20 protein-coding genes are annotated in these 23967 nt (G+C 65.5%); 9 read left to right on the top strand and 11 right to left on the bottom strand.

The genetic code is table 11. From position 1 onward, the window contains the following. Positions 1-10 precede the first annotated feature (10 nt). The 6 genes from ACFI9K_RS02385 to ACFI9K_RS02360 all read right to left on the bottom strand — a co-directional run bounded on the left by ACFI9K_RS02385 (position 11) and on the right by ACFI9K_RS02360 (position 6438). The gene (locus tag ACFI9K_RS02385) at positions 11-1108 is read right to left on the bottom strand and encodes a serine hydrolase domain-containing protein (RefSeq protein WP_462662042.1); all 1098 of its coding nucleotides are present in this window, start codon (positions 1106-1108) and stop codon (positions 11-13) included. Between the two features lie 41 nt (positions 1109-1149). After that, positions 1150-2394 (bottom strand): Na+/H+ antiporter NhaA, encoded by a 1245-nt coding sequence (gene nhaA, locus ACFI9K_RS02380; protein ID WP_462662041.1) that lies wholly within the window; start codon positions 2392-2394, stop codon positions 1150-1152. Positions 2395-2618: 224 nt separating this feature from the next. Beyond that, positions 2619-2999 (bottom strand): DUF3054 domain-containing protein, encoded by a 381-nt coding sequence (locus ACFI9K_RS02375; protein ID WP_462662108.1) that lies wholly within the window; start codon positions 2997-2999, stop codon positions 2619-2621. Between the two features lie 161 nt (positions 3000-3160). Beyond that, positions 3161-3712 carry a YceI family protein gene (locus ACFI9K_RS02370; RefSeq protein ID WP_269602917.1) on the bottom strand — a complete coding sequence of 184 codons (552 nt, stop codon included), beginning with the start codon at positions 3710-3712 and terminating at the stop codon, positions 3161-3163. Between the two features lie 110 nt (positions 3713-3822). Beyond that, the gene (locus ACFI9K_RS02365; protein WP_462662040.1) at positions 3823-4953 is read right to left on the bottom strand and encodes a lysylphosphatidylglycerol synthase transmembrane domain-containing protein; all 1131 of its coding nucleotides are present in this window, start codon (positions 4951-4953) and stop codon (positions 3823-3825) included. 9 nt (positions 4954-4962) lie between these two features. Further along, positions 4963-6438, bottom strand: coding sequence for an adenylate/guanylate cyclase domain-containing protein (locus ACFI9K_RS02360; protein WP_462662107.1), 1476 nt, complete (start codon positions 6436-6438; stop codon positions 4963-4965). A gap of 142 nt (positions 6439-6580) precedes the next feature. On the opposite strand from ACFI9K_RS02360, the gene ACFI9K_RS02355 reads away from it, so the two are divergent. The 4 genes from ACFI9K_RS02355 to ACFI9K_RS02340 are packed head-to-tail and all read left to right on the top strand — an operon-like array spanning position 6581 to position 9830. Then, entirely contained in the window at positions 6581-7759 is a 1179-nt protein-coding gene (locus ACFI9K_RS02355; RefSeq protein WP_462662106.1) for an AI-2E family transporter, read from the top strand. Continuing rightward, positions 7746-8915 (top strand): MacS family sensor histidine kinase, encoded by a 1170-nt coding sequence (macS, locus tag ACFI9K_RS02350; protein WP_462662039.1) that lies wholly within the window; start codon positions 7746-7748, stop codon positions 8913-8915. Before ACFI9K_RS02355 ends, macS begins: the two co-directional genes overlap by 14 nt. Continuing rightward, positions 8912-9571 carry a response regulator gene (locus ACFI9K_RS02345; RefSeq protein WP_462662038.1) on the top strand — a complete coding sequence of 220 codons (660 nt, stop codon included), beginning with the start codon at positions 8912-8914 and terminating at the stop codon, positions 9569-9571. The genes macS and ACFI9K_RS02345 overlap by 4 nt, the downstream gene beginning before the upstream one ends. A gap of 37 nt (positions 9572-9608) precedes the next feature. After that, positions 9609-9830 carry an autophagy-related protein 2 gene (locus ACFI9K_RS02340; protein ID WP_462662037.1) on the top strand — a complete coding sequence of 74 codons (222 nt, stop codon included), beginning with the start codon at positions 9609-9611 and terminating at the stop codon, positions 9828-9830. Between the two features lie 15 nt (positions 9831-9845). Here the strand turns inward: ACFI9K_RS02340 and ACFI9K_RS02335 are convergent, their stop codons facing one another. Then, complete coding sequence (locus ACFI9K_RS02335; protein WP_462662036.1) at positions 9846-10235, bottom strand: MarR family transcriptional regulator; 390 nt, start codon at positions 10233-10235, stop codon at positions 9846-9848. 110 nt (positions 10236-10345) lie between these two features. Here ACFI9K_RS02335 and ACFI9K_RS02330 point away from each other — a divergent pair, with 110 nt between their 5' ends. The 3 genes from ACFI9K_RS02330 to ACFI9K_RS02320 all read left to right on the top strand — a co-directional run bounded on the left by ACFI9K_RS02330 (position 10346) and on the right by ACFI9K_RS02320 (position 14165). Further along, positions 10346-11458 (top strand): glycosyltransferase, encoded by a 1113-nt coding sequence (locus ACFI9K_RS02330; protein ID WP_462662035.1) that lies wholly within the window; start codon positions 10346-10348, stop codon positions 11456-11458. Between the two features lie 21 nt (positions 11459-11479). Further along, positions 11480-12130 (top strand): DUF1707 SHOCT-like domain-containing protein, encoded by a 651-nt coding sequence (locus tag ACFI9K_RS02325; protein ID WP_462662034.1) that lies wholly within the window; start codon positions 11480-11482, stop codon positions 12128-12130. A gap of 76 nt (positions 12131-12206) precedes the next feature. Further along, positions 12207-14165: a DUF2339 domain-containing protein gene (locus ACFI9K_RS02320; RefSeq protein ID WP_462662033.1), complete on the top strand. Its 1959-nt coding sequence runs from the start codon at positions 12207-12209 to the stop codon at positions 14163-14165. A 78-nt stretch (positions 14166-14243) separates the two neighbouring features. Here the strand turns inward: ACFI9K_RS02320 and ACFI9K_RS02315 are convergent, their stop codons facing one another. The 4 genes from ACFI9K_RS02315 to trmB form a co-directional block, all read right to left on the bottom strand. Further along, the gene (locus ACFI9K_RS02315; protein WP_462662032.1) at positions 14244-16397 is read right to left on the bottom strand and encodes an MMPL family transporter; all 2154 of its coding nucleotides are present in this window, start codon (positions 16395-16397) and stop codon (positions 14244-14246) included. A gap of 133 nt (positions 16398-16530) precedes the next feature. After that, positions 16531-19740: an MMPL family transporter gene (locus ACFI9K_RS02310; protein WP_462662031.1), complete on the bottom strand. Its 3210-nt coding sequence runs from the start codon at positions 19738-19740 to the stop codon at positions 16531-16533. Next, positions 19741-20445 carry an NYN domain-containing protein gene (locus tag ACFI9K_RS02305; RefSeq protein ID WP_462662030.1) on the bottom strand — a complete coding sequence of 235 codons (705 nt, stop codon included), beginning with the start codon at positions 20443-20445 and terminating at the stop codon, positions 19741-19743. Continuing rightward, positions 20442-21200: a tRNA (guanosine(46)-N7)-methyltransferase TrmB gene (trmB, locus tag ACFI9K_RS02300; RefSeq protein WP_462662029.1), complete on the bottom strand. Its 759-nt coding sequence runs from the start codon at positions 21198-21200 to the stop codon at positions 20442-20444. The genes ACFI9K_RS02305 and trmB overlap by 4 nt, the downstream gene beginning before the upstream one ends. Before the next feature lie 209 nt (positions 21201-21409). On the opposite strand from trmB, the gene ACFI9K_RS02295 reads away from it, so the two are divergent. Further along, positions 21410-22456, top strand: coding sequence for a hypothetical protein (locus ACFI9K_RS02295; RefSeq protein WP_462662028.1), 1047 nt, complete (start codon positions 21410-21412; stop codon positions 22454-22456). Next, positions 22453-23928 (top strand): P-loop NTPase family protein, encoded by a 1476-nt coding sequence (locus tag ACFI9K_RS02290; protein WP_462662027.1) that lies wholly within the window; start codon positions 22453-22455, stop codon positions 23926-23928. Before ACFI9K_RS02295 ends, ACFI9K_RS02290 begins: the two co-directional genes overlap by 4 nt. Positions 23929-23967 lie beyond the last annotated feature (39 nt).

The following is a 23967-nucleotide window of genomic DNA, read 5'->3' as shown; positions in this document are numbered from 1 at the left end:
TGCGAACGACTCAGCGCAGTTCCTGGAAATCCGACAGCAGCGCAAAGGTGGCCTCGCCCAGTTCGGTCTGCGTCAGCAGAATGCCGACCGTTCCGTCCGGGTCGACGAAGAAGTCGGTGCCCTGGCCGCCGGACCATCCGTAACGACCGAGGTGATGTCCTTCGGTGACGACGGAAACGCCGAATCCCCACCCCGTACCCGGCCAGAAGCCCGGGTAGAAACTCTCGTCGGTCTTGAGCGACGCGGGCACCTGGTCGTGTGTCGTCTGCTCCAGGTGCTCGGCGGATATCAGCGTCGGGATCGCACGAAGGAAGCGGTGAAAGTCGGTGACCGTCGACACCAACTCGCCGTGACTCACGTCGACTGCGGGCGGGCCCGCGTAGGCCCCGCCTGCGGCGGATTCGGTCTCGATCAACGACCCGTTCTCGAGCTTGTAGGCCGCGGTCAGGCGATGACATCGGTCGGTCGGAACCCACAGTCCGGTGTCGGGCATGCCGAGTGGCCCGAACAGGTCGTCACTCAGGTGATCCTGCAGAGGTCGACCGACGATGCGAGAGACGAGGATGCCGAGGATCGCAAAGCCGTGGTGATAGCGCCACCCGGTACCGGGCTGAAAAGCCAGTGGCAGTTCCGCCATGCGTGCCAGCCACTCGTCTGCCCCGAGCGGAGACGGCGCGGGGCCGGCTTCCGTTCCGTTGTCGCTCATCGCTCGGGCCAGGGGAGTGCCGTCCATCTGAATCCCGAACCCACTGGTGTTGGTGAGCAAGTGCCGCAACGTGATCGGTCGGTCCAGAGGAACGACGTCGTCGAGTGCAGCATCGGGGCGGGTGAGCACAGGACGTTCGGCAAGTTCGGGAAGCCAGGGCAGGACGTCGTCGTCCAGCGTCAGTCGGCCCGCCTCCACCAGTCGCAGGGCGGCCACACTGGTGACGATCTTGGTCATCGACTGAATCCGGACGATGGCGTCGACTGTCATCGGTGGACCGCCGACCGCCGATGACCCGACCGCGACAGGTTCTGTGTCAGGGCCACCCAGGAGAGCGACTGCCCCCGGCATCAGTCCGGTGTCGATGTACCGGGTCAACAGTTCGCGCACGGTTTCGCTCACGGACACATCGTGTCACCGAGCGATCCGAATTCCAACGATTGCTACTTCTTCTGCTGATACACGTCCGGGATTCCGTCGTGGTCGTCGTCGCGGGTCTCTTCGATGTAGAAGTCCCGGTAGGCCTTGTTGCGGGTGCGCAGAATGATCGACGCGATGGTGGCCGCAATGATCGAACCGGTCAGCACACCGACCTTGACGTGGTCGTCGCGCTGGGTTCCTTCACCGAAGGCCAGGTCGCCGATGAGCAACGACACCGTGAAGCCGATACCGGCGAGCATCGCGACGCCGAGGACGTCGAGCCATTTGAGTCCGGCGTCGAGCGTCGCCCGGGTGAATCGAGATACGAGATACGTGGTGCCGAAGATGCCGATGGTCTTACCGATGACGAGACCGGCGATGATGCCGATGGCGATCGGGTCGGTCAGTGCGCTGCGGAGTCCGGAGAATCCACCGACCGTCACTCCCGCCGCGCAGAAGGCGAACAGCGGCACCGCGATTCCTGCGGAGATGGGCCGAATCTTGTGCTCGAAGTGTTCGGCGAGGCCAGGTCCGGCGTCGGGACCGCCGTTGGCCTTACTGCGAATGACGGGGACGGCGAAGCCGAGCAGTACGCCTGCGACCGTCGCGTGAATTCCGGACTCGTGCATCAGTGCCCACGTCACCACGGCCAATGGGATGAGAACCCACCACGAGCGGACGCGCATCTGCACGGCGACGGCGAACAGGGCAAGCGGAATCAGCGTCAGGCCGAGCGCGAGGAAGTTGATGTCGTCGGTGTAGAAGATTGCGATGACACTCACGGCCAGCAGGTCGTCGACCACGGCCAGAGTCAGCAGGAAAGTGCGCAACGCAGTGGGAAGATGCGTGCTGATCACAGCCAGAACGGCGACGGCGAACGCGATATCGGTTGCCGTGGGAATGGCCCAGCCGAGAAGCGCGCCGTCCCCGGTGCTGAGGTTGAACAGCACGAAAATGATTGCGGGAACCGCCATTCCGCCGACGGCTGCGGCCACCGGAAGTGCGGCCCGCGCCGGATCGCGGAGGTCGCCGGCGACGAACTCGCGTTTGAGTTCGAGTCCGACGACGAAGAAGAAGATGGCCAGCAGCCCGTCGGCGGCCCAGGTCGAGAGCGTCAGATCGAGATGCAGCGCCGACGGCCCGACGCGAGTGCTCATCAGAGTGTCGTAGGCGGCGGACCAGGGCGAGTTGGCCCAGATCAACGCGACGAGAGTGGCGACGAGGAGCAAGGCGCCGCCGACGGTCTCCTTGCGCAGGATTTGCGCCATGCGGTCCGCTTCGGACCAGGAACCGCGGGAGAACAGCGGCAAACGGGTTTTCGGACTCGGTGAATCAGACGGACTCGGTGAATCAGTCACAGTGACAAGGCCTTTCGGTAGCAACGTCGTGCAGTGCGAACCCGTCGAATGAAAGGGCATGCGCGCAGCACAGAACAGTTGCCGACCAGACTTCCCGGCGCACCGTGGATGATCCTATCGCGAGAAGGCCCCAGTCACCGAACCGAGGGAACGAATCTGGCGAGCGCGCGCCAACCGAGCAGCAGAACTGCGGTGGAAATCGTCGCGACGACGATGAAGGATCCGGCTGTTCCCTGCCCGGTCAGGGCACGCAACACCATGCCCACTGCCACCGTCATCACCCACACGACGATGCCCGTCGGGACGATGAGAAAAGCGTCGAACTTGTTGCGGTACAGAGCGAACGTGACGACCCAGCCGATCGCAGCGCCGACGACGAAGGGCCACGCGGTGTGGACGAGGCCGGACAGCGCCGTGGCCTCCTCGTGACTGCGACGGCCGATGGCGGCGAACAACACGACCATCAGCAAGTCGAGCACGGCAGCAACTACGGGGGAGCGAAACTTCACGGGCACCACTGTAGACACCTACGCCGAACGGCCCGTACCGCTGATGCGATACGGGCCGTTCGATGGTCCACCCCGGATGGATCAATGTGGGTTTCAGTCGGTTGGAGTGCAACAAAGGCGCATTGATCCGGACGGGGGGAGGGCAGGGAAAGCGAAACGCGAACGAATTACGCCTGCAGTCCGGCTTCGATTTCGAGGTTCAGCGTGATCTTGTCGCCGACGACTGCGCCGCCGCCTTCGAGGGGCATGTCGATGCTGATGCCGAAGTCCTTGCGGTTGATGACGGTGCTGGCCTCGAAGCCGGCGACCGGTCCGTTGCCCATGCCGGCGTTGACGCCGTTGAACTCGAGCTTGAGGTCGATGGAGTTGGTGACGCCGTGGAGGGTGAAGTCACCGGTGACGATGAAGTCTCCGCCGTCGGCCTTGACCGAGGTGGACTTGAACGTTGCGGTGGGGAACTTCTCGACCTCGAAGAAATCGGCGGTCTTGAGGTGGCCGTCGCGCTGGGCGTTGTCGGTGGTGATCGAGGTGACGTCGATCTCGGCGTCGACCGACGGGGTGCCGTCGGCGTCGACGGTGATGGTGCCGGTAAAGGCCTGGAAACGGCCGCGGACCTTGCTGACCACCAGGTGGCGCACGGTGAATCCGACGGTGGAGTGCGTTGCGTCGATGGCCCAGGTGCCTGCGGTGAGCTCGGGAAGTGCGATGGCGGTGGTCATGGTGACTCCTATGGGGTTGAAGTTTCAATGCTCATAGTACACAAGCGGACCGGGGTCCGTATATATTCCGGATGAACAGAAAGTGACGGACGCCACTGAGTCCAAAGCGTTTACGCCTGCTCGGGATCGCCCTTCGCGTCCCGGCTGTCCTCGGTGCGTCGCAGCTCGGCGGTCTCCTGCTGTTCGAGCGCGATGTCGAATTCGAGATCGGCATGCTGATGCTTGCGAAAGAGCACCAGAAACACGATCCACCCGACGACGGCGACGAGGATGAAGCTGACTCCGCGATACACCAGCGCCGACGCGACCGCCTGCGACGCGGTGATCGACGCGGCGCTGGTCAGGAACGCGATGAGGGTGGCGTCGACGACAACCAGGCCGCCGGGCGCAAGCGGAACGGATCCGACGGCTTTGCCCGCCGCGAAGGCGATGAGCAAACCGGACAGTCGTGGATCTGCACCGACGGCGAAGCAGGCGAAGGCGAGACACGCCACATCCCCGAGTCGATGCACGGCCGACCAGGAGAGTGTGAGTGCGCCGTCCCGCTTTCCGAGCTGCACGGACTGGACCTGACCGATGATCTTGTCGATTGCCTCGGCACCGGCGTCGAGCTCGTGATTACGGAACGCGTTGTATTTGCGAAGACCCCAGCGGGCGATCTGCCGAATGGACTCCGGGTGGTTCGAGATGTAGCGAACGGCGGCGACGATGGCGATGACACCGGCAATCGGAAGTACCACGGTGAAGGCATTGAACGAACTGCCGACGACCAGTCCGCCGGCCACGCCGAGCACCGCCAACCCGGCCGCGGCGATGACGCCGGAGATCGCCAGCTGCCACGACGCCACGACCGGACTCGCGCCCCAGCGCCGGGTCTCGCGATAGGTGAACGCCGTCGAGAACACCTGACCGGCGGGGAGGGTGAGCGCCATCGCGGTACTGCCGTAGATGACGGCCACGGACTTGCGCTGACGCACTTTCACGCCGCCCGCGTCCAGCAATTGCTTCTGCACTCGGCCGAAGGCGCTCAGCGACACCGCCTGGGCAACGACGCAGGCCGCCAACCAGCCCCAGTGGATTTCGCGGACGGCGGTCCAGGATTCGTGCAGTCGCGGCCACAGATAAATACCCTCGCCCACCAGCAGGGCCACCAGGGCGATGCCGGCGATCCACTTGACCCACCGGAGCCGGTTCCGCGGACGCCGCACGGCAGGTCCGCGGGTGGAGCTGGGGTCGGGCACCTTGTCAGACTAACTGTCGGCCGGTGTGACGTCGGGAAACTCCACCGGCCAGGCCAGGTGCGTGGCACGTCGTCGACCACGCAGTTGCACCTGGTCTCCCAGCTCCCACTGTTCCTGTTCCTCGTCGTCGGCGAAGTACAGGGCCGAGGTCGACGCCAGGACGCGTCCGGGACGCAGTTTTGCCAGCTCGGTGAGTCGTGAGGCCTCGTTGACCGGGTCGCCGATGACCGTGTACTCGAAGCGTTCGGCAGCGCCGATGTTGCCGGCGACGGCCAGTCCCGCGGACACGCCGATGCCGATGTCGAGGCCGGTGATCTCGTTCAGCGCGAACCGCAGTTCACGGGCGGCGGCAAGTGCGGCAGTGGGAGCGTCCGGACGATCGAGCGGGGCTCCGAAAATGGCCAGGGCCGCGTCGCCCATGAATTTGTTGACGAATCCGTGATGCCGCCCGACCACATCGACGACGACGCGGAAGAACTCGTTGAGCAACACCACGACCTCGCTCGGTGGGCGCTCGGAGGCGGTGGCGGTGGAGCCGACCATGTCGACGAACAGCACGGCGACGAATCGTGTCTCGCCGCCGAGTTCGGTTCCGAACTGCAAGGCGCGACGCGCCACGTCCTCGCCGACGTGCTGGCCGAACAGCTCGCGCAGGACGCGACGCTCGGCCGATTCCTCCATCATGCGGTTGAAGCCGACCTGGAGGCGGCCGATCTCGGAACCGTCGAACACATCGACCTCGACGTCCGTCTCGCCGCGCTGCACGCGCTCGATCGCGCTGTGCAGCTGACTGATCGGATCGGAGATCTGGCTCGCGGTGAGCATCGAGAGTACGAACGCCTGCACGATGGCCAGCACGCTGAGCAGGATGATGGCCACGGCCAGTGCGTTGGGCGAGAACACCAGATCGGTGGTCAGCTGGGTGGCACACAGCAGGATGATGCCGATGACGGGCATCAACGTGCCCAGCCCCCACGTCATGGCCATCCGGGTGCCGACGCCGGGCGTCATCGTCCGGTCGAAGCGCCCCTCGCTCAGAGCCAGTGCCGCGACGGGCCGCAGAATGCGCTCGCCGAGCATGTAGGTGAAGCCGAACGTCACCGTGGCGGCCATGCCGACGGTGACGATGACAGCGATCGAGAGCGACGGCATCTCCGCGATGGTCAGCAACACGAAGATGATGCCGCCGATGATCCACAGAATCAGGTGCACGATCGCCTGCCGCAGCGGGGCGTGCAGCGTCGTCATCTGCTCCTTGCGGGTGGGCGGGCCCCCACGAAGCTGCCACCGGATGACCGAGCGCAGCAATGTGTACGCGTAGATCAGGCTCACCACCAGGGCAACACCGAGATATGCCCCGAAGATGTAGACGTTGCGAACTCGGTCGGCGACGATCGAATCCGATTCCGGGATGGGCAGGCCGTAACGCACGAATGCGAATACGAGCACCGCACCGAAGACGTTGGCGATGAGCATCGAGAACATATAGAGCGGCCAGCGACTCTTCAGGGTGAGCGAGACCGCTCGGAAAGATGCCAGCACAGGTTAAATTTAGCGGGTGAGCACCGACGAGTTGCGGGCGCAAGGTACGGGGGCGTCCCCGGGCCCCACTTCGGCGGCGGATTCGGTGCACCCGATGGTGCGGGTCGGGGCGGAATGGACGTGGCGACTGCTTGTCCTGTTCGCCGGATTCATCACCTTCGCCTACGTGGTGGCGAGGCTGAGTACCGTCGTGATCCCTCTGGGCCTCGCGCTGTTGGCGGCGGCGATGCTCGTGCCCGTCGTCGACTGGATGCAGCGACGCGGCGTGCCGCGGGCCGTGGCGGTGATCGTCGTCATCATCGCCAGCCTCGGCGTCGTCGCCGGAATCATGACCTTCATCGTCGAGCAGTTCATCGAAGGTCTGCCGCAGGTGGGCGATCAGTTCACCCAATCGATCAACGGCGTCGAGGAATGGCTCAGCAGCGGACCGTTGCACATCAGTGAAGACCAGATTCGACAGGCCACCGACAACCTCGTCAAGGTCATTCAGGACAACCAGGAGGCCGTCACCAGTGGAGCGCTGACCACGGCGACGGTGATCGGCGAGATTCTCACCGGCGCACTGCTCACCCTGTTCATCCTGATCTTCTTCCTGTACGGCGGCGATCAGATCTGGCAGTTCATCACGCGGTTGGCACCGACGAAGGCGCGTCGGAAGATTCGCACTGCAGGCATCCAGGGTTTCGGGTCGCTCGTGGGATACGTCCGTGCGACGGTGGCCGTGGCGGCCGCGGATGCGATCGGCATCGGTGCCGGGCTCGCCATTCTCGGTGTGCCGCTGGCTCTCCCGTTGGCCTCGCTGGTGTTCATCGGCGCGTTCATCCCGATCATCGGTGCCGTGTTGACCGGGTTCGTCGCCGTGTTCATCGCGCTGGTGACCAAGGGCCTGATCACCGCCGTCATCACCCTCGGCATCGTGGTGGCCGTCATGCAACTCGAAGGGCATGTGCTGCAACCACTCCTGCTCGGACGCGCGGTACGGCTGCATCCACTGGCAGTGGTGCTGTCCATCACCGTCGGAATCCTGCTTGCCGGCATCGTCGGCGGCCTGCTCGCCGTACCGATCGTCGCAGTCCTCAACACCGCCGTGCGGTCTCTGCTGGCCGACGATCCGGAGGAGGTCTACGAGGAACTCGAACCGACCGACCCGCTGTACGCGGCCGAACCGAGTGACCCACACACACCGCCCGGCTCGACCGAGCCCGATCGACTCGCCAAGGGGGAGCTGAAGACTCCGGACCGGACGAACGATGCGGACGGCTGACCGGGTGCGCACCACGCCCACCTCGTCCGATCCCGACACTCCGCTGTGGCGGGCCTCGCAAGCCTTTCGACTGGTCACCCTCGTCTACGCGATCAGCTACCAGGCTGCCACCGTCGACAACTACACCAACCCCCGGCTGAGCTGGGTGTTCGTCGCCCTGATGGCTGTGTGGTCGGGGGCGTCGGCGTTGATGCTCGCGCGCGCATCGCTGCCGCGCTGGCAGGTGGTGCTCGCCGATCAGATCATCGTCGTCGCGTTGATGGCGTCGACGCGACTGGTAGCCGACTACGACTGGTACAGCACCCGTCAGACCCTACCGACCACCCTGTGGGCAACCAATGCGGTCATCTCCGCGGCAATTCTGCTGGGCCCCAAAGGCGGTATCGCGTCGGGTGTGGTGATGTCGCTGGTCAGTGCGCTCGTGCGCGACCGCTTCGACACCGATCTGTGGTCCGACGCCACCGCTCCGGTGTTGCTCTCGGCCGGGCTGGCACTGGGAATGGCGTCGAACACCGCCTGGCGCGCTCACGAAGAGTTGCGGCGCGCAGCACGATCGGCCGCGATCACCGAGGAACGTGAGCGGCTCGCCCGGCAGGTGCACGACGGTGTGCTCCAGGTGTTGGCGCTCGTCCGTCGCCGCGGTCTCGAAATTGGCGGGCCGGCAGCAGAACTCGCCGAGCTCGCCGGTGAACAGGAAGTGGCGCTGCGCGTGCTGATCTCGGAGCAGGCAGCTCCGCGCGGCGATCACACCGGCTCCATCGTCGATGTCAGAGCACTGCTGCGCACCCAGGCGGGTACCGCTGTCTCGGTGTCGACTCCGGCCGACCCGGTACTCGTGGAATCCGATGTCGCAGAGGAACTCTCCGCTGTCGTGGCGACCGCACTGTCCAACGTCGAACGTCACGCGGGTGCCGCAGCCAAGGCCTACGTCCTGCTCGAGGACGTCGACGGGGAGTTGATCGTCAGCATCCGCGACGACGGCCACGGAATCCCCACCGGACGGCTCGCCGCCGCCGAAGCCGAGGGCCGGATGGGCGTGTCGAAATCGATACTGGGCCGCGTCGAATCTCTGGGTGGCACTGCGCTACTCGATACCGCAGAGGGCGAAGGAACCGAATGGGAGATTCGTATTCCACGAACGAAGGGATCGAGATGACCGAGGAAACGAACGCCGAGATCTCCGTGATGGTCGTCGACGATCACCCGATGTGGCGCGACGGCGTCGCCCGTGATCTCGAGGTCGCCGGATTCGGTGTCGTCGCCACCGCGGACAGCGTTGCCGCAGCCGGACGGCGAGCCCGAGCCACCACACCCGACGTCGTGCTGATGGACATGCATCTGCCCGACGGCAACGGTGCCGACGCCACCGTTACCGTCCTCGACGCGTCGCCGCAGACGAGAATTCTGGTGCTCTCTGCGTCTGCGGAACGCAGCGATGTGCTCGACGCGATCAAGGCGGGTGCGACGGGCTACCTGGTCAAGAGCGCCTCGGCGGAGGAACTGTTCGACGCCGTTCGCGCGACTGCGGCCGGGCAGCCGGTGTTCACCCCCGGCCTCGCGGGCCTGGTACTCGGGGAGTTCCGGCGGATGTCGTCGTCACCGGAACCGGAGTCCGACTCTCGCCCGACTCTGACCGACCGGGAGACCGAGGTCCTGCGTCTGGTCGCAAAAGGGCTCAGCGCCAAGCAGATTGCGACGCGTTTGACGCTCAGTCATCGGACCGTCGAGAACCACGTGCAGGCGACGCTGCGTAAATTGCAGTTGGCCAACCGCGTGGAACTGACCCGGTACGCCATCGAGAAGGGAATCTGAGGGTTTGTATCGGGTGCCGAGGGGCACTCTGCATCCCATGACCGACAACGAAGAATCAGTGGACACCACCGTCGACCCGGCGAAGCACTCGAAGGGCGTCGATGCCGACCTCGACCAGAGTGGTGCCGAACGCGACGAGGCGATCGACGAGTTCGACGGCCATCTCGACGGATCGGGCGAGGATTCTTCGCTACCGACGCCGGAGCCAACCCACGTCGCCGACAAGAGCGACGAGAAGACCGTCACGCGCTCCGAATAGGGCTCTTGCACAGAGCTACTGCGCACACAGTTTGCCGAGCGCGAACTTGGCCACCGGGATGTACGGCAGAACCAGGGGCACCGGGCCGTCGATCGTCAACCAGGCTCTGGTTCCGTTGGGCCGTGAGACGACCCCGTGCGTCAGATCGACCCCGATCGCCTGATTCTGGAACCATGCGGACCATGCCCACGTCCACGAGCGTTCGTCGACAGAGTGCACCCGAAAATCGATCGGCAAGCCCAGTGGGCCCAGTACTCGGCCGGTGCTGTCGGCGGTGAGCCGTTCCCCGCGGTAGTCGACGCCGATGATCTGCGGAGCCCACGTCTTCCACGCTGTCGGTTCCATGTAGCGCTCCCAGACCTCGGGTGCGGGGGCGTTTCCGGTGGATTGCAGTGTCACTCGCATCTGTCCCACCTACCCGTTGGTCGCGATCTCCACACAGGAATTCGGCGAGGGTTCGACCACAGTCCATCGGCTCGGTGCCCAGCGGACGTGCCGATGGGAAGACTGAGCGAGTGCGCATCGTCCAAGTGGCAAACTTCTACGGCCCGCGGTCCGGTGGTGTGCGCACTGCCGTCGATCAACTCGGATCGGGTTACGTCACCGCTGGTCACGACGTGACGCTGATCGTGCCCGGTGTGCGGTGGAGCGAAGAACTGCTCCCGACCGGCGTGGTGCGCATCGAGGTGCCCGGCCCGCGGATTCCGGGCACCGGCGGCTACCGGGTGGCCGATCCGCGCCGAGTGTCCGCGGTGGTGGGTGGTCTGACTCCGGACGTGATCGAAGTGTCGGACCGGATGACGCTGCGCGGCATGGGGCGATGGGCCGCGCGCCGGGATATACGAAGCGTGATGATCTCCCATGAACGGCTTGATCGGATACTCGCGCAGACGATGCCGATGCAGTGGGCTCGCCGGTGCGCCGACGTGGCGAATCTACGCACCGCCGAGCAATACGACGCCGTGGTGTGCACCACGGAGTTCGCGCAACAGGAGTTCGCGCGCCTTGGCGTCGGCAACGTTCATCGGGTGCCGCTCGGGGTGGACCTGGACCTGTTTCACCCGCGGCGTCGGCACCCGGGCCATCGCTCGCACTGGTTGGGTGACGCCGATCGCCTACTGGTGCACTGCGGCCGACTCTCGGTGGAGAAGCATGTGGAACGAAGTATCGATTCGCTTGCTGCGCTGCAAGATTCGGGTATACGCGCTCGATTGGTCATCGCCGGGGACGGCCCCCGCCGAGCAGGCCTCGAACGGCGCGCCCGCGGCCTACCCGTCGACTTCCTCGGTTTCGTTGCCGGTAGGTCGACCGTCGCCGCGCTGCTGGCCTCGGCCGACATCGCTCTCGCGCCCGGGCCCCACGAAACCTTCGGACTCGCTGCGCTCGAATCGTTGGCAGCCGGGACGCCCGTCGTCGTCTCCGAATCGTCGGCATTGGCACAGATCGTCACTCCGCACTGCGGTGGATCCTCGAAGAACACCGCCGACGGATTCGCCGCGGAGATAGAGCGGGTTCTCGAACTACCGGTGGACGACCGCCGTGCCGCCTCGAGGCTGCGCGCCGAGCAGTTCGGTTGGCCCGCGTCGGTGTCCGGGATGTTGTCGGTTCTGGGTGGCCGCGCAGCCTGAGATCTTCGCTACCCTGAGTGCATGGAGGCAAGGGATCTGCGAGTGTCCGATGCCGAGCGTGAACACGTCGGGCAATTGCTGCAACGTGCTGTAGGGCAGGGCATGCTCTCGCTCGGCGAGTTCACCGAGCGGATGGACACTGCTCTGGCATCGAAGACCCGTGGTGAGCTGAACTCGGTTCTCGTCGATCTGCCCGGGATGCAGCTCGCCGAGGAGCAGCGGCCGAGTCCGAAACCGTTCGCTGCGCCGACCCCGCAACCGTCGCCGCACCGAGTGGTGCAAGAGCACTGGGGCCACGGCGGCGGAACGCCGGATACTCTGCGCGGCAGCATGTCCACCATCACTCGTAAGGGCCCGTGGAACGTGCCGCCGAGCCTGCGCGTCTCCACCCGCATGTCGTCGGTGACACTCGACTTCACCCAGGCAGTCATGTCCACCCAGGTCGTCGAAATACACGTCGACGACTACTGCAGCTCGGTGAGCCTGATAGTCCCGATGGAGGCCACCGTCGACGTCAACGGTGTCGAGACCGTAGCGGGGAGCGTCACCAACAAGGTCCGCACCGGCCCGCCGTACGGGCCGCTGCATCTCGTGGTCTCGGGCAAGGTCCGCCTGGGCTCGGTGACAGCGAAGCACCCCTTCGGCAGCTCGATTCGCAGGATGTTCGGCTGAATCCGGCTCTTCTACTCGAGAGAACCGAGTAGCACTACTCACGCTTTCGGGCGGCAATGGTCGCAGTATCTATCCCATGACTTCTTCCCAGAACTCCGGGCTGGATCCGCAACTCGTCGCGCGACTGTCCAGCCGCTTCGATTCCCTGGGCGACCACATGCGTCAGGTGGCCGTCGATCTGCAGACTCTGCAGACCCAGCTCGGTGTCGCTCCGACGGCACCGGCCCCTGCCCCGGCACCGCCGGCATCGGCCCCTGCCCCGGTGCCGCCTGCTCCCGTCACAGCGTCGTACACGCCGTACTTCGCGCCGCCTTTCGTATCGCCGCCTCTCGTATCGCCGCAGCTCCCGTCGCCGAATTACGGTCTGCCGGACTACCGGACCATGGGTCAGCCGGTGGGTCAGCCGGTGGGTCGAGCTCAGCCGACGGCCCCCGGTCCGGTCGCAGCGCCGCGTGGGCCGGTCGTTGCGCCGCGGCCGCCCGCTCCGCCGAGGGAACCCTGGTGGCAGCGCGACGGGGTCATCAGTCGACTCTTGGCCGTGGCGGGTGCAGGCGTCACCCTCGTCGGAGTCGTGATGTTGCTGGTGCTCGCGGCACAGGCCGGGTGGTTCGGTCCGCCTCTGCGAGTCGCTGCGGGAGCCGTGTTCTCCCTGGCGCTCGTCGGTGCCGGCGTTCGGGTGTTCGGGCGTTCCGGCGGACGCGTCGGCGGAATCGCGCTCGCTGCCACCGGCATCGCCGGTCTGTACCTCGACGTACTCGCGACGTCGGTCCTCTACGGCTGGCTCGATCCCGTGATCGGGCTGATCGTTGCATTCGGAATCGCCGCAGCCGGAACGGCTCTGGCGGTCCAGTGGAAATCTCAGCCGATGGGCGTGTTGATCCTGGCCGGTGTCGCCGTCTGCGGTCCGGTACTCACCGACGGTCTCACCCTGGCGTTGATCGCATTCTTCATCGCCACCTACGTGGCGAGCTTCCCGGCTCAGCTCGGGCGGAACTGGCAGATCTTGCAGGTCGTTCGGACCGTTCCTCTCGTCGTCGCGATGTTGGCTGCGATCGCCACCGCCGACCTGAACGGCTCGACCGGCAACTACTGGCTGCTCCTGGCCGTCGTGCTCGTGGCCACCTTCGGTATCGCAATGCCACTCGAGCTGTTGCGCCGCAACGTCTCCGATGTCGTCTCGGTTGTGATGATCGCTCTGGCAGCACTGCCGGTCCTGGTCTCGGCCGATGTCTTCGATCGCCCGGCGACCATCGCTCTCCAGCTCGTCCTCGCTGCTGCCGCGCTGGCAATCGTGCTCCTGGTGAGCTGGTTGCCAAACCACGCTCGCGTCACCGTCGCGGTGATCGGCGCGGTGGCCACGCTCCAGGCCGCAGTCGAGTCGACGAGCGTCGAGATTCGCCCGGTCGTCCTGTTCGCCATCGCGCTGGCCCTCATCGCGGTGGCCCACCGCACCCGCTCGACACTTGCCTACCTGATCGGCAGCGGGTTCGGCGTGATCGCAACACTGATGTTCGTCTCGGTCTGCCCGCCGCGGGCCGTGCTGGACTCGGACTTCGCCGTCGACAGCGCCGGAATCGTTGTGGCTGGAATCCTACTGGCCGCAACGGCTTTCGCCTTCGCTTATGTGTTGGCCGATCTGGAGCTGATCGACGACGGAATGCAGACCCTCGCCATCGTCGCCGGCGTACTCGCGCTCTACGGACTGACTGCGGCAACGGTCACCCTCGGCATCGGAATCGGCGGCGAAACAACAGGATTCACCGCCGGTCACACCGCGGCGACCATCGAGTGGATGATCGCAGCCTTCGCGCTCCTGGCCTTCGGGCTGCGTAGCGTCACGCATGCCCACGCGGCACTCGTCGCCGGACTGGCCCTGACGGCGGCGGCCATCGCGAAACTGTTCCTCTTCGACCTGGTTGCCTTGGACGGACTGTTCCGCGTCATCGCCTTCATCGCAGTAGGTCTGCTGCTGCTGATCGCGGGAACCCGATATGCCAAGGTGTTCGCCGATCGGGAGAGCGCCGAGAGCTCCTGATCCTCCGCCCGCGTCGATGGACCACTGCATACGTCTGGGCGTTGCAGTGGTCCATCGACGCGTCTCGGGGCAGGAGCGTCAGTCGTCTTTCGGGATGGTCTCGCCGAGTCCGAGCCGGCGTTGGAATCGTTTCATTCCGGCCGGTGCCCACCAGCTGGCGTCGCCGAGCAGTTTCATGGTGGCAGGCACCAGGAACATACGAATGACGGTGGCGTCGATGATGAGTGCGGCGATCATGCCGTAGGCGATGTACTTCATCATCACCAGATCGGAGAACGCGAACGCCCCGGTGACGACGATGAGGATCAAGGCTGCCGCGGTGATGATGCGTCCGGTGTGAGAAGTACCGATATGGATGGCTTCGCTTGTGCTGGAACCTTTCTCGCGGGCTTCTACCATGCGTGACAGCAGGAAGACTTCGTAGTCGGTGGAGAGTCCGAACACGATTGCCGCGATCAACAGCAGAATCATCGCCATGATTGGTCCCGGTGTGAAGTTCATCCACCCGGCCCCGTGGCCGTCGATGAAGATCCACGTCAGTATGCCCATCGTCGACCCGAGGCCGAGTGTCGTCATCAGTACCGCCTTGATCGGCAGCACCAGAGATCCGAACGTCAGGAACATCAGTACGACCACCACCACGACGACGAGCACCGCCATCAGCGGTAGACGATCGACAATGGCATCGATCGAATCTCGTTCGATCGCAGGCGTTCCCGTCACCTGCATCGTCGTACCGTCGGGAGTGTCGATGCTGCGGAGGAATTCGATCGCCGATGCGCTGCTGTTGCGGTCGATCAACCCGGCCTTGAAGACGATGATGCCGTCCTTGCTGGCACCGACGGGGGTGAACTGCTCGACCAGGCCGGGTGCGTTGTTCGCCTGGGTCGTGATGGCCCCGAGCGCGGAACCCTGTGCGTTCTGGATGACGAGCTTGATGGGCTCGGTGCGTTGGCCGGGGAACAACTCGTCGAACCGTTCCTGCGCCACTCGCGTCGGATTGTCCGGCGGCAGATACGTTTCGTTGATGCCGCCGAACGCCAGATTCCCGATCGGCAGCGTCAGAACCAGTAGTCCGAGAACGATGGAGACGACCACCTTGATCGGATTGCGCATCACCCAGGTGGTGAGCTTGCCCCATCTGCCGTTCTCGATCTCCTCCGAGGACTTGGTCTTGCGCATGAACTTCAGGCCGAGGGCGTCGACGCGTGGGCCGAGGATCGACAGGATCGCAGGCAGGATGGTGATCGCATTGAGCGCCGCCAGAGCGACCGTGGCAATCGACCCCAGGGCCACGGACCTGAGAAACCCGTGCGGAAACAGGAGCAGACCACCGAGGCACGCGACGATGATCGTGGCCGAGAACGCCACCGTACGCCCGGCCGTCATGACCGTTCGACGGATCGCATCGGGCGTCGACCTGCCATCGCCCAACTCCTCGCGGAACCGCGAGACGATGAACAGCCCGTAGTCGATGGCCAAGCCCAACCCCACCAGCGACACGACCGGTGCGACGAACGTATTGACTTCGGTGACATGCGTGAACAGCTTCACGATGCCGTTGGCACCGATGACCGTCAGCGCGCCGACGATGAGGGGGAGCGCGGCTGCGACGACGCCACCGAAGACGAAGAACAGCAGCACCGCGACAGCGGGGATGGCGAGGACCTCCATGCGATGGATGTCGTCGGTCATCGTCGACTGCAAGGAGGCGGCCACCGCTTGTTGGCCGGCCACCTGCACGTCGACGCCGTCGACGTAGAAGGCGTCGCGGACGGCCTGGAAGTTCTCGGTCAACTCGGTGTCGTTGTTGCCCACGATCGCGATGCTGGCGATGGCGTGCTGCTTGTCGGCGGTGGCCAACGCCGCCAATACGGGAGCCTGGGCAGTGCGGAAGTAGCTGCCGTTGATCTTCGCGATGCGGTCCGGGTGGTCGGCGACCAGCGAATCGAGATTCTGGGTGATCGCCGCACCGAACGACGGATCATCGATCGTCGAACCCTCGGGGGCGGTGTAAAGGACGATCACGTCGCCCTCGGTGTCTCGCCCGAACGTCTCGTTCGCGAGATCGCTGGCCACGGCCGACTGCGACGTCGGATCGTCGAAACCGCTCTGGCTCAGGTGGTCGGGTAGGTCCCAGCCATAGGCGGCCAAGATTGCCAGACCGGCCACCATGATCCCGAGAACGCTGTAGCGAAGGCGGTGGACAAAATTTCCCCATCGAACGAACACGTGTGCGCAACTCCCCCTCGGTGCACGCGACGTCGCCGCCGCGTGGGTGAAACGTAGACCCCCACTACGGGCGAGAGTGTAGCTTGCGCAACGACCTGCAGAGGGATCCGCTCACCTCCCCGTGAGCGCTCGATCAGCGTGAACGGTTACGTTCCCTCGCCAGCAATTCGCTGACGCTCAATACCTGTCCGTTCTCCCCGCCGCGATGACGGCCACTGTCGCCGTTGTCGGCAGCCGGTGCTGCCCGACGGCCCGACGGCTTGTCGGACTTCGACTCGTTCGATGCGGACCCGTTGGCGCGATTGTGTTCGGCGTCCTCGTGTCCGGGCTCGTGGTGCACGGAACCATTGCCGCCGTTACGCTCGGTCCCATTGCTGCCGTACACATTTCGGTTCGACGGGCCCGCGCCGTACCCGTTCTGCGCGGCACGGTTCTGGCCGGCACCGTTCTGGCCGGACCCGTTCTGTCCGGACCCGTTCTGTCCGGACCCGTTGTGCGCGGATCCGTTCTGTCCGGATCCGTTCTGTCCGGATCCGTTCCGGGCGGTGTCGTTCTGTGCAGACCCGTTCTTGGTGGACCCATTCGTTCCATGACCGTTGCGGCTCGCGTCGCTGTCGCCATGACCGTTTCGGCTCGAACCGTTGACCGGTGCACTCGGCCGACTCGGCGGCGATGCGCTGGGTGCTCGCAGATCTGCGAGCCAACTCTCGATGGACCGTGAATCCGGTTCCTCGGCTCGAGATGCCCGTGCCGGGCGGGGCCGGCTGGGCGGTGCGACCGGCGGGCGCGGCGCGCTCGGTGCTCGTAGCGGCTCGGCCGACGGCGCAGGCCGAACCACTTCGGCGGCCTGGGTCGGTTCCGGTTCGACGGTCGGGCGGGGTTCGACGGTCGGGCGGGGGCGTGGCGCAGTCGGCTGAATCGGGGCTGAGCGAGGAGCGTTCTGTGCCGGGGGAGTGGCCGGCTGTCGAGTCGGCTCGGGTGGTGTGGCCGGTCGACCCGTCACACTGCGCCTGGACTCTTCCTTCGCGGCGTGGGTCGCGCGGATCGGCCCCGAACCCTGCGGTGCCACCACGGGAATGGGCTCGGTGAGCGGTTCGCTGCGGCGCGGTGTCGGACGCAGCGGCGGAGCGACCGTCGTGGAGGGTGCACCCCCGGCGAGGGCCAGTTCGGGCACGTCGGAGATGGGCAATAGTTCGTCTTCGAGAATGGTTTCGCCGAGTCCGAGCTTGCGCTGGATTCGCTTCATCCACTGCGGTGCCCACCAGCAGTCGTCGCCGAGCAGTTTCATCGTGGCAGGCACGAGGAACATGCGGATGAGGGTGGCGTCGATGATGAGTGCGGCAATCATGCCGTAGGCGATGTACTTCATCATCACCAGATCGGAGAACGCGAACGCCCCGGTCACAACGATGAGAATCAAGGCCGCTGCTGTGATGATGCGTCCGGTATGCGAGGTTCCGATGCGGATGGCTTCGCTTGTGCTCGAGCCTTTTTCGCGGGCCTCGACCATCCGTGAGAGCAGGAACACCTCGTAGTCGGTGGACAGGCCGAACACGATCGAAATGATCAGCACCAGGACCGGAGCCATGATCGGACCAGGGGTGAAATTCATCAGCCCCGCACCGTTGCCGTCGATGAAGATCCACGTCAGGATGCCCATCGTGGCTCCGAGACCGAGGATCGTCATCAGGACGGCCTTGATCGGCAACACCAACGATCCGAAGGTCAGGAACATCAATAACGTCACGATGAACATCACCAGCACCGCCATCAGGGGCAGCTTGTCGATCAGCGCACTGATCGAGTCCTGTTCGATGGCCGGGGTGCCGCCCACCAGAACCGACGCACCGTCGGGTACGTCGATACTGCGGAGGAAGTCGATGGCAGGCTTGGAGTCGTTGCGGTCGACCAGGCCTGCCTTGAAGACGATGACGCCGTCTTTGCTGGCCCCGACCGGAGAGAACTTCTCGATCAGACCGGGAGCATTGTTGGCCTGGTTGGTGATCGCGGCGAGGTTGGGGCCCTGAGCGTTGCTGATCACCAATTTGAGAGGCTCGGTGCGCTGACCCGGGAACAGTGAATCGAACTCGCCCTGCGCGACGCGAGTGACGTTGTCGGGGGGCAGATAGGTCTCGTTGATGCCGCCGAATTTGATGTTGCCGACCGGAAGTGTCAGCAACACCAGACCGAGCACGATCGGGACGGTGACCTTGACCGGGTTGCGCATCACCCAGCGAGTGAGACGGCCCCACATGCCGTTCTCGATTTCTTCGCTCGACTTGGTCTTGCGCATGAACTTGAGTCCGAGCGCATCCACCCGGGTCCCGAGAATCGCGAGCATCGCGGGCAGGATCGTGACGGCCGTCAGAGCAGCGAGGGCGACGGTGGCGATGGAACCGTACGCCACCGATTTCAGGAAGCCCTGCGGGAACAGCAGCAGGCCACCGAGGGAGGCGACGATCATCGTCGCGGAGAACACCACGGTGCGACCTGCCGTCATGACGCTGCGGCGCACGGCCTGACGGGGGGTGTAACCGTCGCCGAGTTCCTCTCGGAATCGCGAGACTATGAACAGCCCGTAGTCGATGGCCAGGCCGAGGCCGACGAGTGAGACCACGGGCGCGACGAACGAGTTGACCTCGGTGAAGTTGGTGAACAACTTGACGATGCCGTTGGCTCCGACGACGGTGAGCCCGCCGATGATCAACGGAAGTGCGGCTGCGACGACGCCGCCGAAGATGAAGAACAGCAGCACTGCCACCGCGGGTATGGCGAGCAACTCCATGCGCGAGATGTCGCCGGCCAACGTCGACTGCAGTGCGCCCGCGACGGCCTGGAGGCCGGTGACCTGAACGTCGACGCCGTCGACGTAGAAGGCGTCCTTCACGGCTTGGAAGTTGTTGGTCAGTTCGGTGTCGTCAGCGCCCTTGATGGCGACACTGGCGATGGCGTTCTGTTTGTCCGTCGTTCCGAGGGCGGCGAGATTGGGGGCGACTGCCGTTTTGAAATAACTGCCGTTGACCTTGTCGATCTGATCGGGATGATCGGCTGCGAGGGAGTCCAGGTTCGCCACGATCTTGGATTGGAACGCTGGGTCGTCGATGGTCGAGCCCGGTGCCGCGGTGTAGAGGACGATGACGTCACCCTGGTTGTCGCGACCGAACGTGGTGTCCGCCAGACGGGCAGCCTGGGCCGATTCCGACGTCGGATCGTCCCAACCACTCTGACTGAGATGACTGTTGAGATCGAGGCCGTAGGCCGCGAAGCCCAGCAGCCCGGCCACCATGACACCGATGACGGTGTACCGCAGCCGGTAGACGATGTCTCCCCATCTGGCGAACACTTAAGAAACTCCTTGGCGCCCGACGAGCAGGGCGGACAGCGGTCGGAAGGGCTGCAGCCACGCGCCTTCGTCGGGGAGGGAATCGAGACTCACCCGTGGCAGTGGCTCACGGAAGACGCCCGGGATGTCCTCGAGATCGAGGAACTCCAAGATGTCCGACGTGACAGCCCAGCTTGCGTGCTCCCGGAAGCCCAATACCTGGACGGGCACTCCGGTTGCTGCGATGGCCTCCAAGGGGCCCTTGAACGCTTGACCGTCGGCGGACGCGACCATGACCCCGGCGAGGCCGCCGTCACGGTTGCGAAAATCGATGTGGTCGAGCATGTCGGCGTCGACATCACTGTCTTCGTCGACCTTGGGCTTGGCGAACACCGCGAAGCCCACGTTACGCAATGCTTCGACCCAGGGGCGGACGACGTCGGCGCTGCCGGGAGCGATATTGGTGAACACCGTCGCTTCGGGTTCGAGAGTCGCGGTGCCCGAGGTGGAGAGTTCGGCGGTACGGCTGAGCAGCCAACGGCCGAGCGCATCGAACCGTGGGCGGTAGGCGGCGGTGGGTCTGCCACCGAGAATTGCGCCCAGACCCATGTCCAGGTTGGGGGCGTCCCAGACCAGCAGGACGCGCTTGCTGTGGCGCGATTCACCGATCGAGCCGAGTTCGGAGGCGTCGACCACGATGTCGGGCAGGTCTGTACTGACGCTCATGCTGTCTTCTTTCCCCAGATCAATTCCGTCACCGAGCTGCCGACTTGCTGCGCTTTGCCCTCGAACTTGGTCACCGGACGCTCGTGTGTCATCGGTGACTCCCAATCGAGAACGGTCAAACCGGGTTCGGCGTTCCCGGCTTCGGCAATCCACTCAGCGTATTCGGCATGGTCGGTGGCCACGTGCAGAACGCCACCCGGCTTCAGCCGATCCGCGATCATCGCGAAGGTCGGCCCCTGCAACAGGCGTCGCTTGTGGTGGCGGACCTTGGGCCAGGGGTCGGGAAAGAAGACACGAACGCCGGTCAACGACTCGGACGACAGCATGTTCTCGAGGACGTCCATGGCGTCACCGCGCAGCAACCGGATGTTCTCGATGCCTTCTCGTTCGATTTGCTGGAGCGTCTGCGCCAGGCCGGGGCGGTAGACCTCGACGGCCATGAGGTTGACGTGCGGCTCCGCGGTGGCCATCGCGGTGGTGGCCGTGCCGGTACCCGACCCGATCTCGAGAATCGCCGGCCCGCTGCGGCCGAACCACGCGTCGATGTCGATCTGCTCGTCGGCGACGTCGCGGCCGATGCGCGGCCACAGGCTGTCCCATGTGCCCTGCTGAGCCTCGGTCAGCGCACCACGCCGCGAGCGGAAGCTCGTCACTCGCGGGTACAGCCTCGAGCCCCGTTCGGGGGTGCGCGCTGCGTTCTCCGCGGTGTCGACAGAGGTGTCCTGAGGCTCGTTCACGTGTCCATTGTCGCGCATAGACGGGCCGTGTGACACGTGGGTCTCGAGTTGAAGTTGAGACTTGCCGTCCTCCCGCTGATCAGGGGCACAAACGTTGCGATTAATTACAACGGTGCAATTCTCTCGGCAGGGTCGCGGCGCTCGTCCGATGTGCCAGAATCGGTGCCGCAGCAGGGGGCTGCACGCCGCGTCGGGGGCAGACGACGGTCGTTTCGGGGGGATCGAACATGAGCGTGGCGAGTTTCGAACGACTGCGCGACCGCACCGCGGTGAGCTCGAGCGGGGTGTCGTCGAATGCGGTGTCGTCGAACGATGATGCTCGCAAGGCCGTCGACACCGCGCTGCAGGAACGGCTACGGCCGTTGAACGTGTGTGTGACGGGTCGAACCGGCGTGGGTAAGTCCGCGATCGTCGCGGTTCTCGAATCGGTGCATCTGGACGCGGACGGCCTCGATGTCCTGGTTCGCGAAGACAGCGCGACCGACGGCACCGTCTTCGATGTTCTCGTCTACGTGATCGCGGGCGCGGTGTCGTCGGTGGACAGCGCGTTCCTCGGTTCTTCCAGCGGCGCACGGAACGCAACCGTCGTCGTACTCACCAAGACGGACACTCTCGACGATCCCGCAGCGGCGGCCGCAGCGGCCTCCGAACAGCTCGCTCGGACCGTTCTGCCGATGATGGGTGCCACCGCGGCGGGGCTGCGCAGCACGGGACTCGTCATGGCCGACGTTCGCGCCGTCGCTGCGAGCGACGTGGGCACCGCGGAGATGCTGACCGTGGATCGCTTTCTCGCCGCCGACATCGCGGTCTCGACCCGTCGCCGAGAGGCGTTGATCGAGTGCATCGAACTGCGCGGTGTGGCCCTGCTCGTCGACGTGCTCCGACAGCGAGCCGATGCGTCCGACGACGATGCGCTCGCGCAGTTGGTCGGAGCGACCGGTGTCGACGCGGTGCTGGCCGCGGTATCGGCGGCGGTGAGTGCGGCCGCAGCCAGTCGCGACGCAGACCTGCACCGGAACCTGCAGCAGATCGCCGCTCGATATCGGCCGGTGCGCGGGGCCGTCGAGTCGTATCTGGCGTCGGACGAGGCCGTTGCCGCGGAAATGCGGTGCGCTGCCGTGTATCTGGGGGTGCCGATCGAGACCGCGTCGGAGCAGGTCGTAGCGGAGCAGGTAGGTCTGTGGAAGCAGCGCGCGGCCGCGTCCGGGGATTCGGACGTGCGTCGTGCGGCACTCGCGCTGTGTCGGGGCTACGTGCGGATGCTGCCTCGATGACGCCCTTGTCGGAGGACATGAAAAGCGTTCTTCGGCGCTGGAACTCGGATGCTCTCGACCGGATCGCACGGGCCCGGGAGAGTAGACCCGCCGGGGTTCATCTCACCGGTACGGCCGGATCGGGCAAATCGGAACTGCGCTGCGAACTGTCCCGGCGCGGCGTCGACTTCACTGATTCGGCAATCGATGCGGCCGTCGTACTGATCGTCGTCGACGCCTCGGCTCCGGTCGGCCGTGCCGACATCGAGCGGTGGCGAGGCGCGCTCGAATCCACGCCGGTCGTGTTCGTGGTGAACAAGATCGACGTGCACCGACACTGGCGGGAGGTGGTGATCGCCGACGGTGACCTGGTTGCCGAGTGTGTTCCACGAGCGGTGGAGTGCGCATTTCATCCGATCTCGGTGCGGTTGGCGCGGGTGGGAAGGGACACTGGCGACGCGGTCCTGTGCGCCGAATCCGGCCTCGATGCTGTGACGGAGCGGCTCGGCGCTCTGCTGCTGGACGCGACGGCCCTCGGTTCGCAGCGCAAATATGCTGCGGCGGTGCAGGACTGCGCAGTCGGAGCTAGAGCGGCCATCGTAGCGAAGGCACGCGCGGTGACCGGGGGTAGCGACGCAGTACCGCTTCGGGCGCGACGCGCCGCGCTCGTCGGTGAACGGGAAGGTCTTGGCGGTGATCGACGTGCGTTGTTGCACAACCTGATTCAGCGTGTGCGGGTGGACTTGCTCCACGCGGCCGCCGAGGATCTGCGCGAACTGGGCGTCGAGGTGAGAGGGTCCATCGACGGTGCTCGACGGGCAGAGCTGAAACACCTGCCCGCACATGTAGCCGAGTCTGCGCACGGCGCACAGAGTCGAGCCGACGCTGCGCTGACCGCCGGCCTGCGAGCGGTGGAGTCCGATCTGGGGCTCGGCCCGACGGTGACCCACGCGAGCGGGGAGGACGAGTGGCTCGACATCGGAGCACCGTCCCGGCGTCGCGGCATCGAGGACGCCATCATGATCGTGGTCGGTGCGTCGGCGGGGGTGGGCCTGGGACGCCTGGTGGTCTCGCCGATGGCGCTGGTGCAGGCATGGGCGGTGGCGAACACCGTGATCACCCTCGTGCTCGGCGGCGCCCTCGCGTGGTGGTTGACGCGGTCGCGGGCGTTGGTGGCCGATCGGGCACACATGCGAAGTTGGACGCAGGAATGCCTGGCCCGGGTGAGGTCCGCGGTGGAGCAGCGGCTGCACTCGCGCGTTCTCGAAGCCGAGTCCGCTCTCGCGGCCGCCCTCGCCGTCGCGGATCGGGAGGCAGCGGCCCGGATCGATGTTTCCCTTGCCGAGGTGGATGCCGAACTGCGCAGGCTTGCCGACCACCGTTCGGCGCTGCTGTCGGCGTGCGATCGCGATCTCTCGGCTATCGACCGAGGACTGGAGCGATTCCGGGGACCGGTGGAACCGTTCGACGTCTCCCTGCGTCGAAGTCCATAGGTGTCGAAGTCGATGGGTGCAGTATCGGTCGAATCAGGT

Source organism: Rhodococcus sp. PSi06, from assembly GCF_054960675.1.
This window is presented reverse-complemented; position numbering and strand designations above follow the sequence as displayed.

Bases quoted from the DNA above. Each gene is read 5' to 3' on its own strand.
- ACFI9K_RS02305 (WP_462662030.1), bottom strand. From the start codon at position 20,445: ATGAGCGTCAGTACAGACCTGCCCGACATCGTGGTCGACGCCTCCGAA.
- ACFI9K_RS02335 (WP_462662036.1), bottom strand. From the start codon at position 10,235: ATGCGAGTGACACTGCAATCCACCGGAAACGCCCCCGCACCCGAGGTC.
- nhaA (WP_462662041.1), bottom strand. From the start codon at position 2,394: ATGGCGCAAATCCTGCGCAAGGAGACCGTCGGCGGCGCCTTGCTCCTC.
- ACFI9K_RS02370 (WP_269602917.1), bottom strand. From the start codon at position 3,712: ATGACCACCGCCATCGCACTTCCCGAGCTCACCGCAGGCACCTGGGCC.
- ACFI9K_RS02360 (WP_462662107.1), bottom strand. From the start codon at position 6,438: ATGTTCTCGATGCTCATCGCCAACGTCTTCGGTGCGGTGCTCGTATTC.
- ACFI9K_RS02290 (WP_462662027.1), top strand. From the start codon at position 22,453: ATGACGCCCTTGTCGGAGGACATGAAAAGCGTTCTTCGGCGCTGGAAC.
- ACFI9K_RS02345 (WP_462662038.1), top strand. From the start codon at position 8,912: ATGACCGAGGAAACGAACGCCGAGATCTCCGTGATGGTCGTCGACGAT.
- macS (WP_462662039.1), top strand. From the start codon at position 7,746: ATGCGGACGGCTGACCGGGTGCGCACCACGCCCACCTCGTCCGATCCC.
- trmB (WP_462662029.1), bottom strand. From the start codon at position 21,200: ATGCGCGACAATGGACACGTGAACGAGCCTCAGGACACCTCTGTCGAC.
- ACFI9K_RS02340 (WP_462662037.1), top strand. From the start codon at position 9,609: ATGACCGACAACGAAGAATCAGTGGACACCACCGTCGACCCGGCGAAG.
- ACFI9K_RS02295 (WP_462662028.1), top strand. From the start codon at position 21,410: ATGAGCGTGGCGAGTTTCGAACGACTGCGCGACCGCACCGCGGTGAGC.
- ACFI9K_RS02320 (WP_462662033.1), top strand. From the start codon at position 12,207: ATGACTTCTTCCCAGAACTCCGGGCTGGATCCGCAACTCGTCGCGCGA.
- ACFI9K_RS02325 (WP_462662034.1), top strand. From the start codon at position 11,480: ATGGAGGCAAGGGATCTGCGAGTGTCCGATGCCGAGCGTGAACACGTC.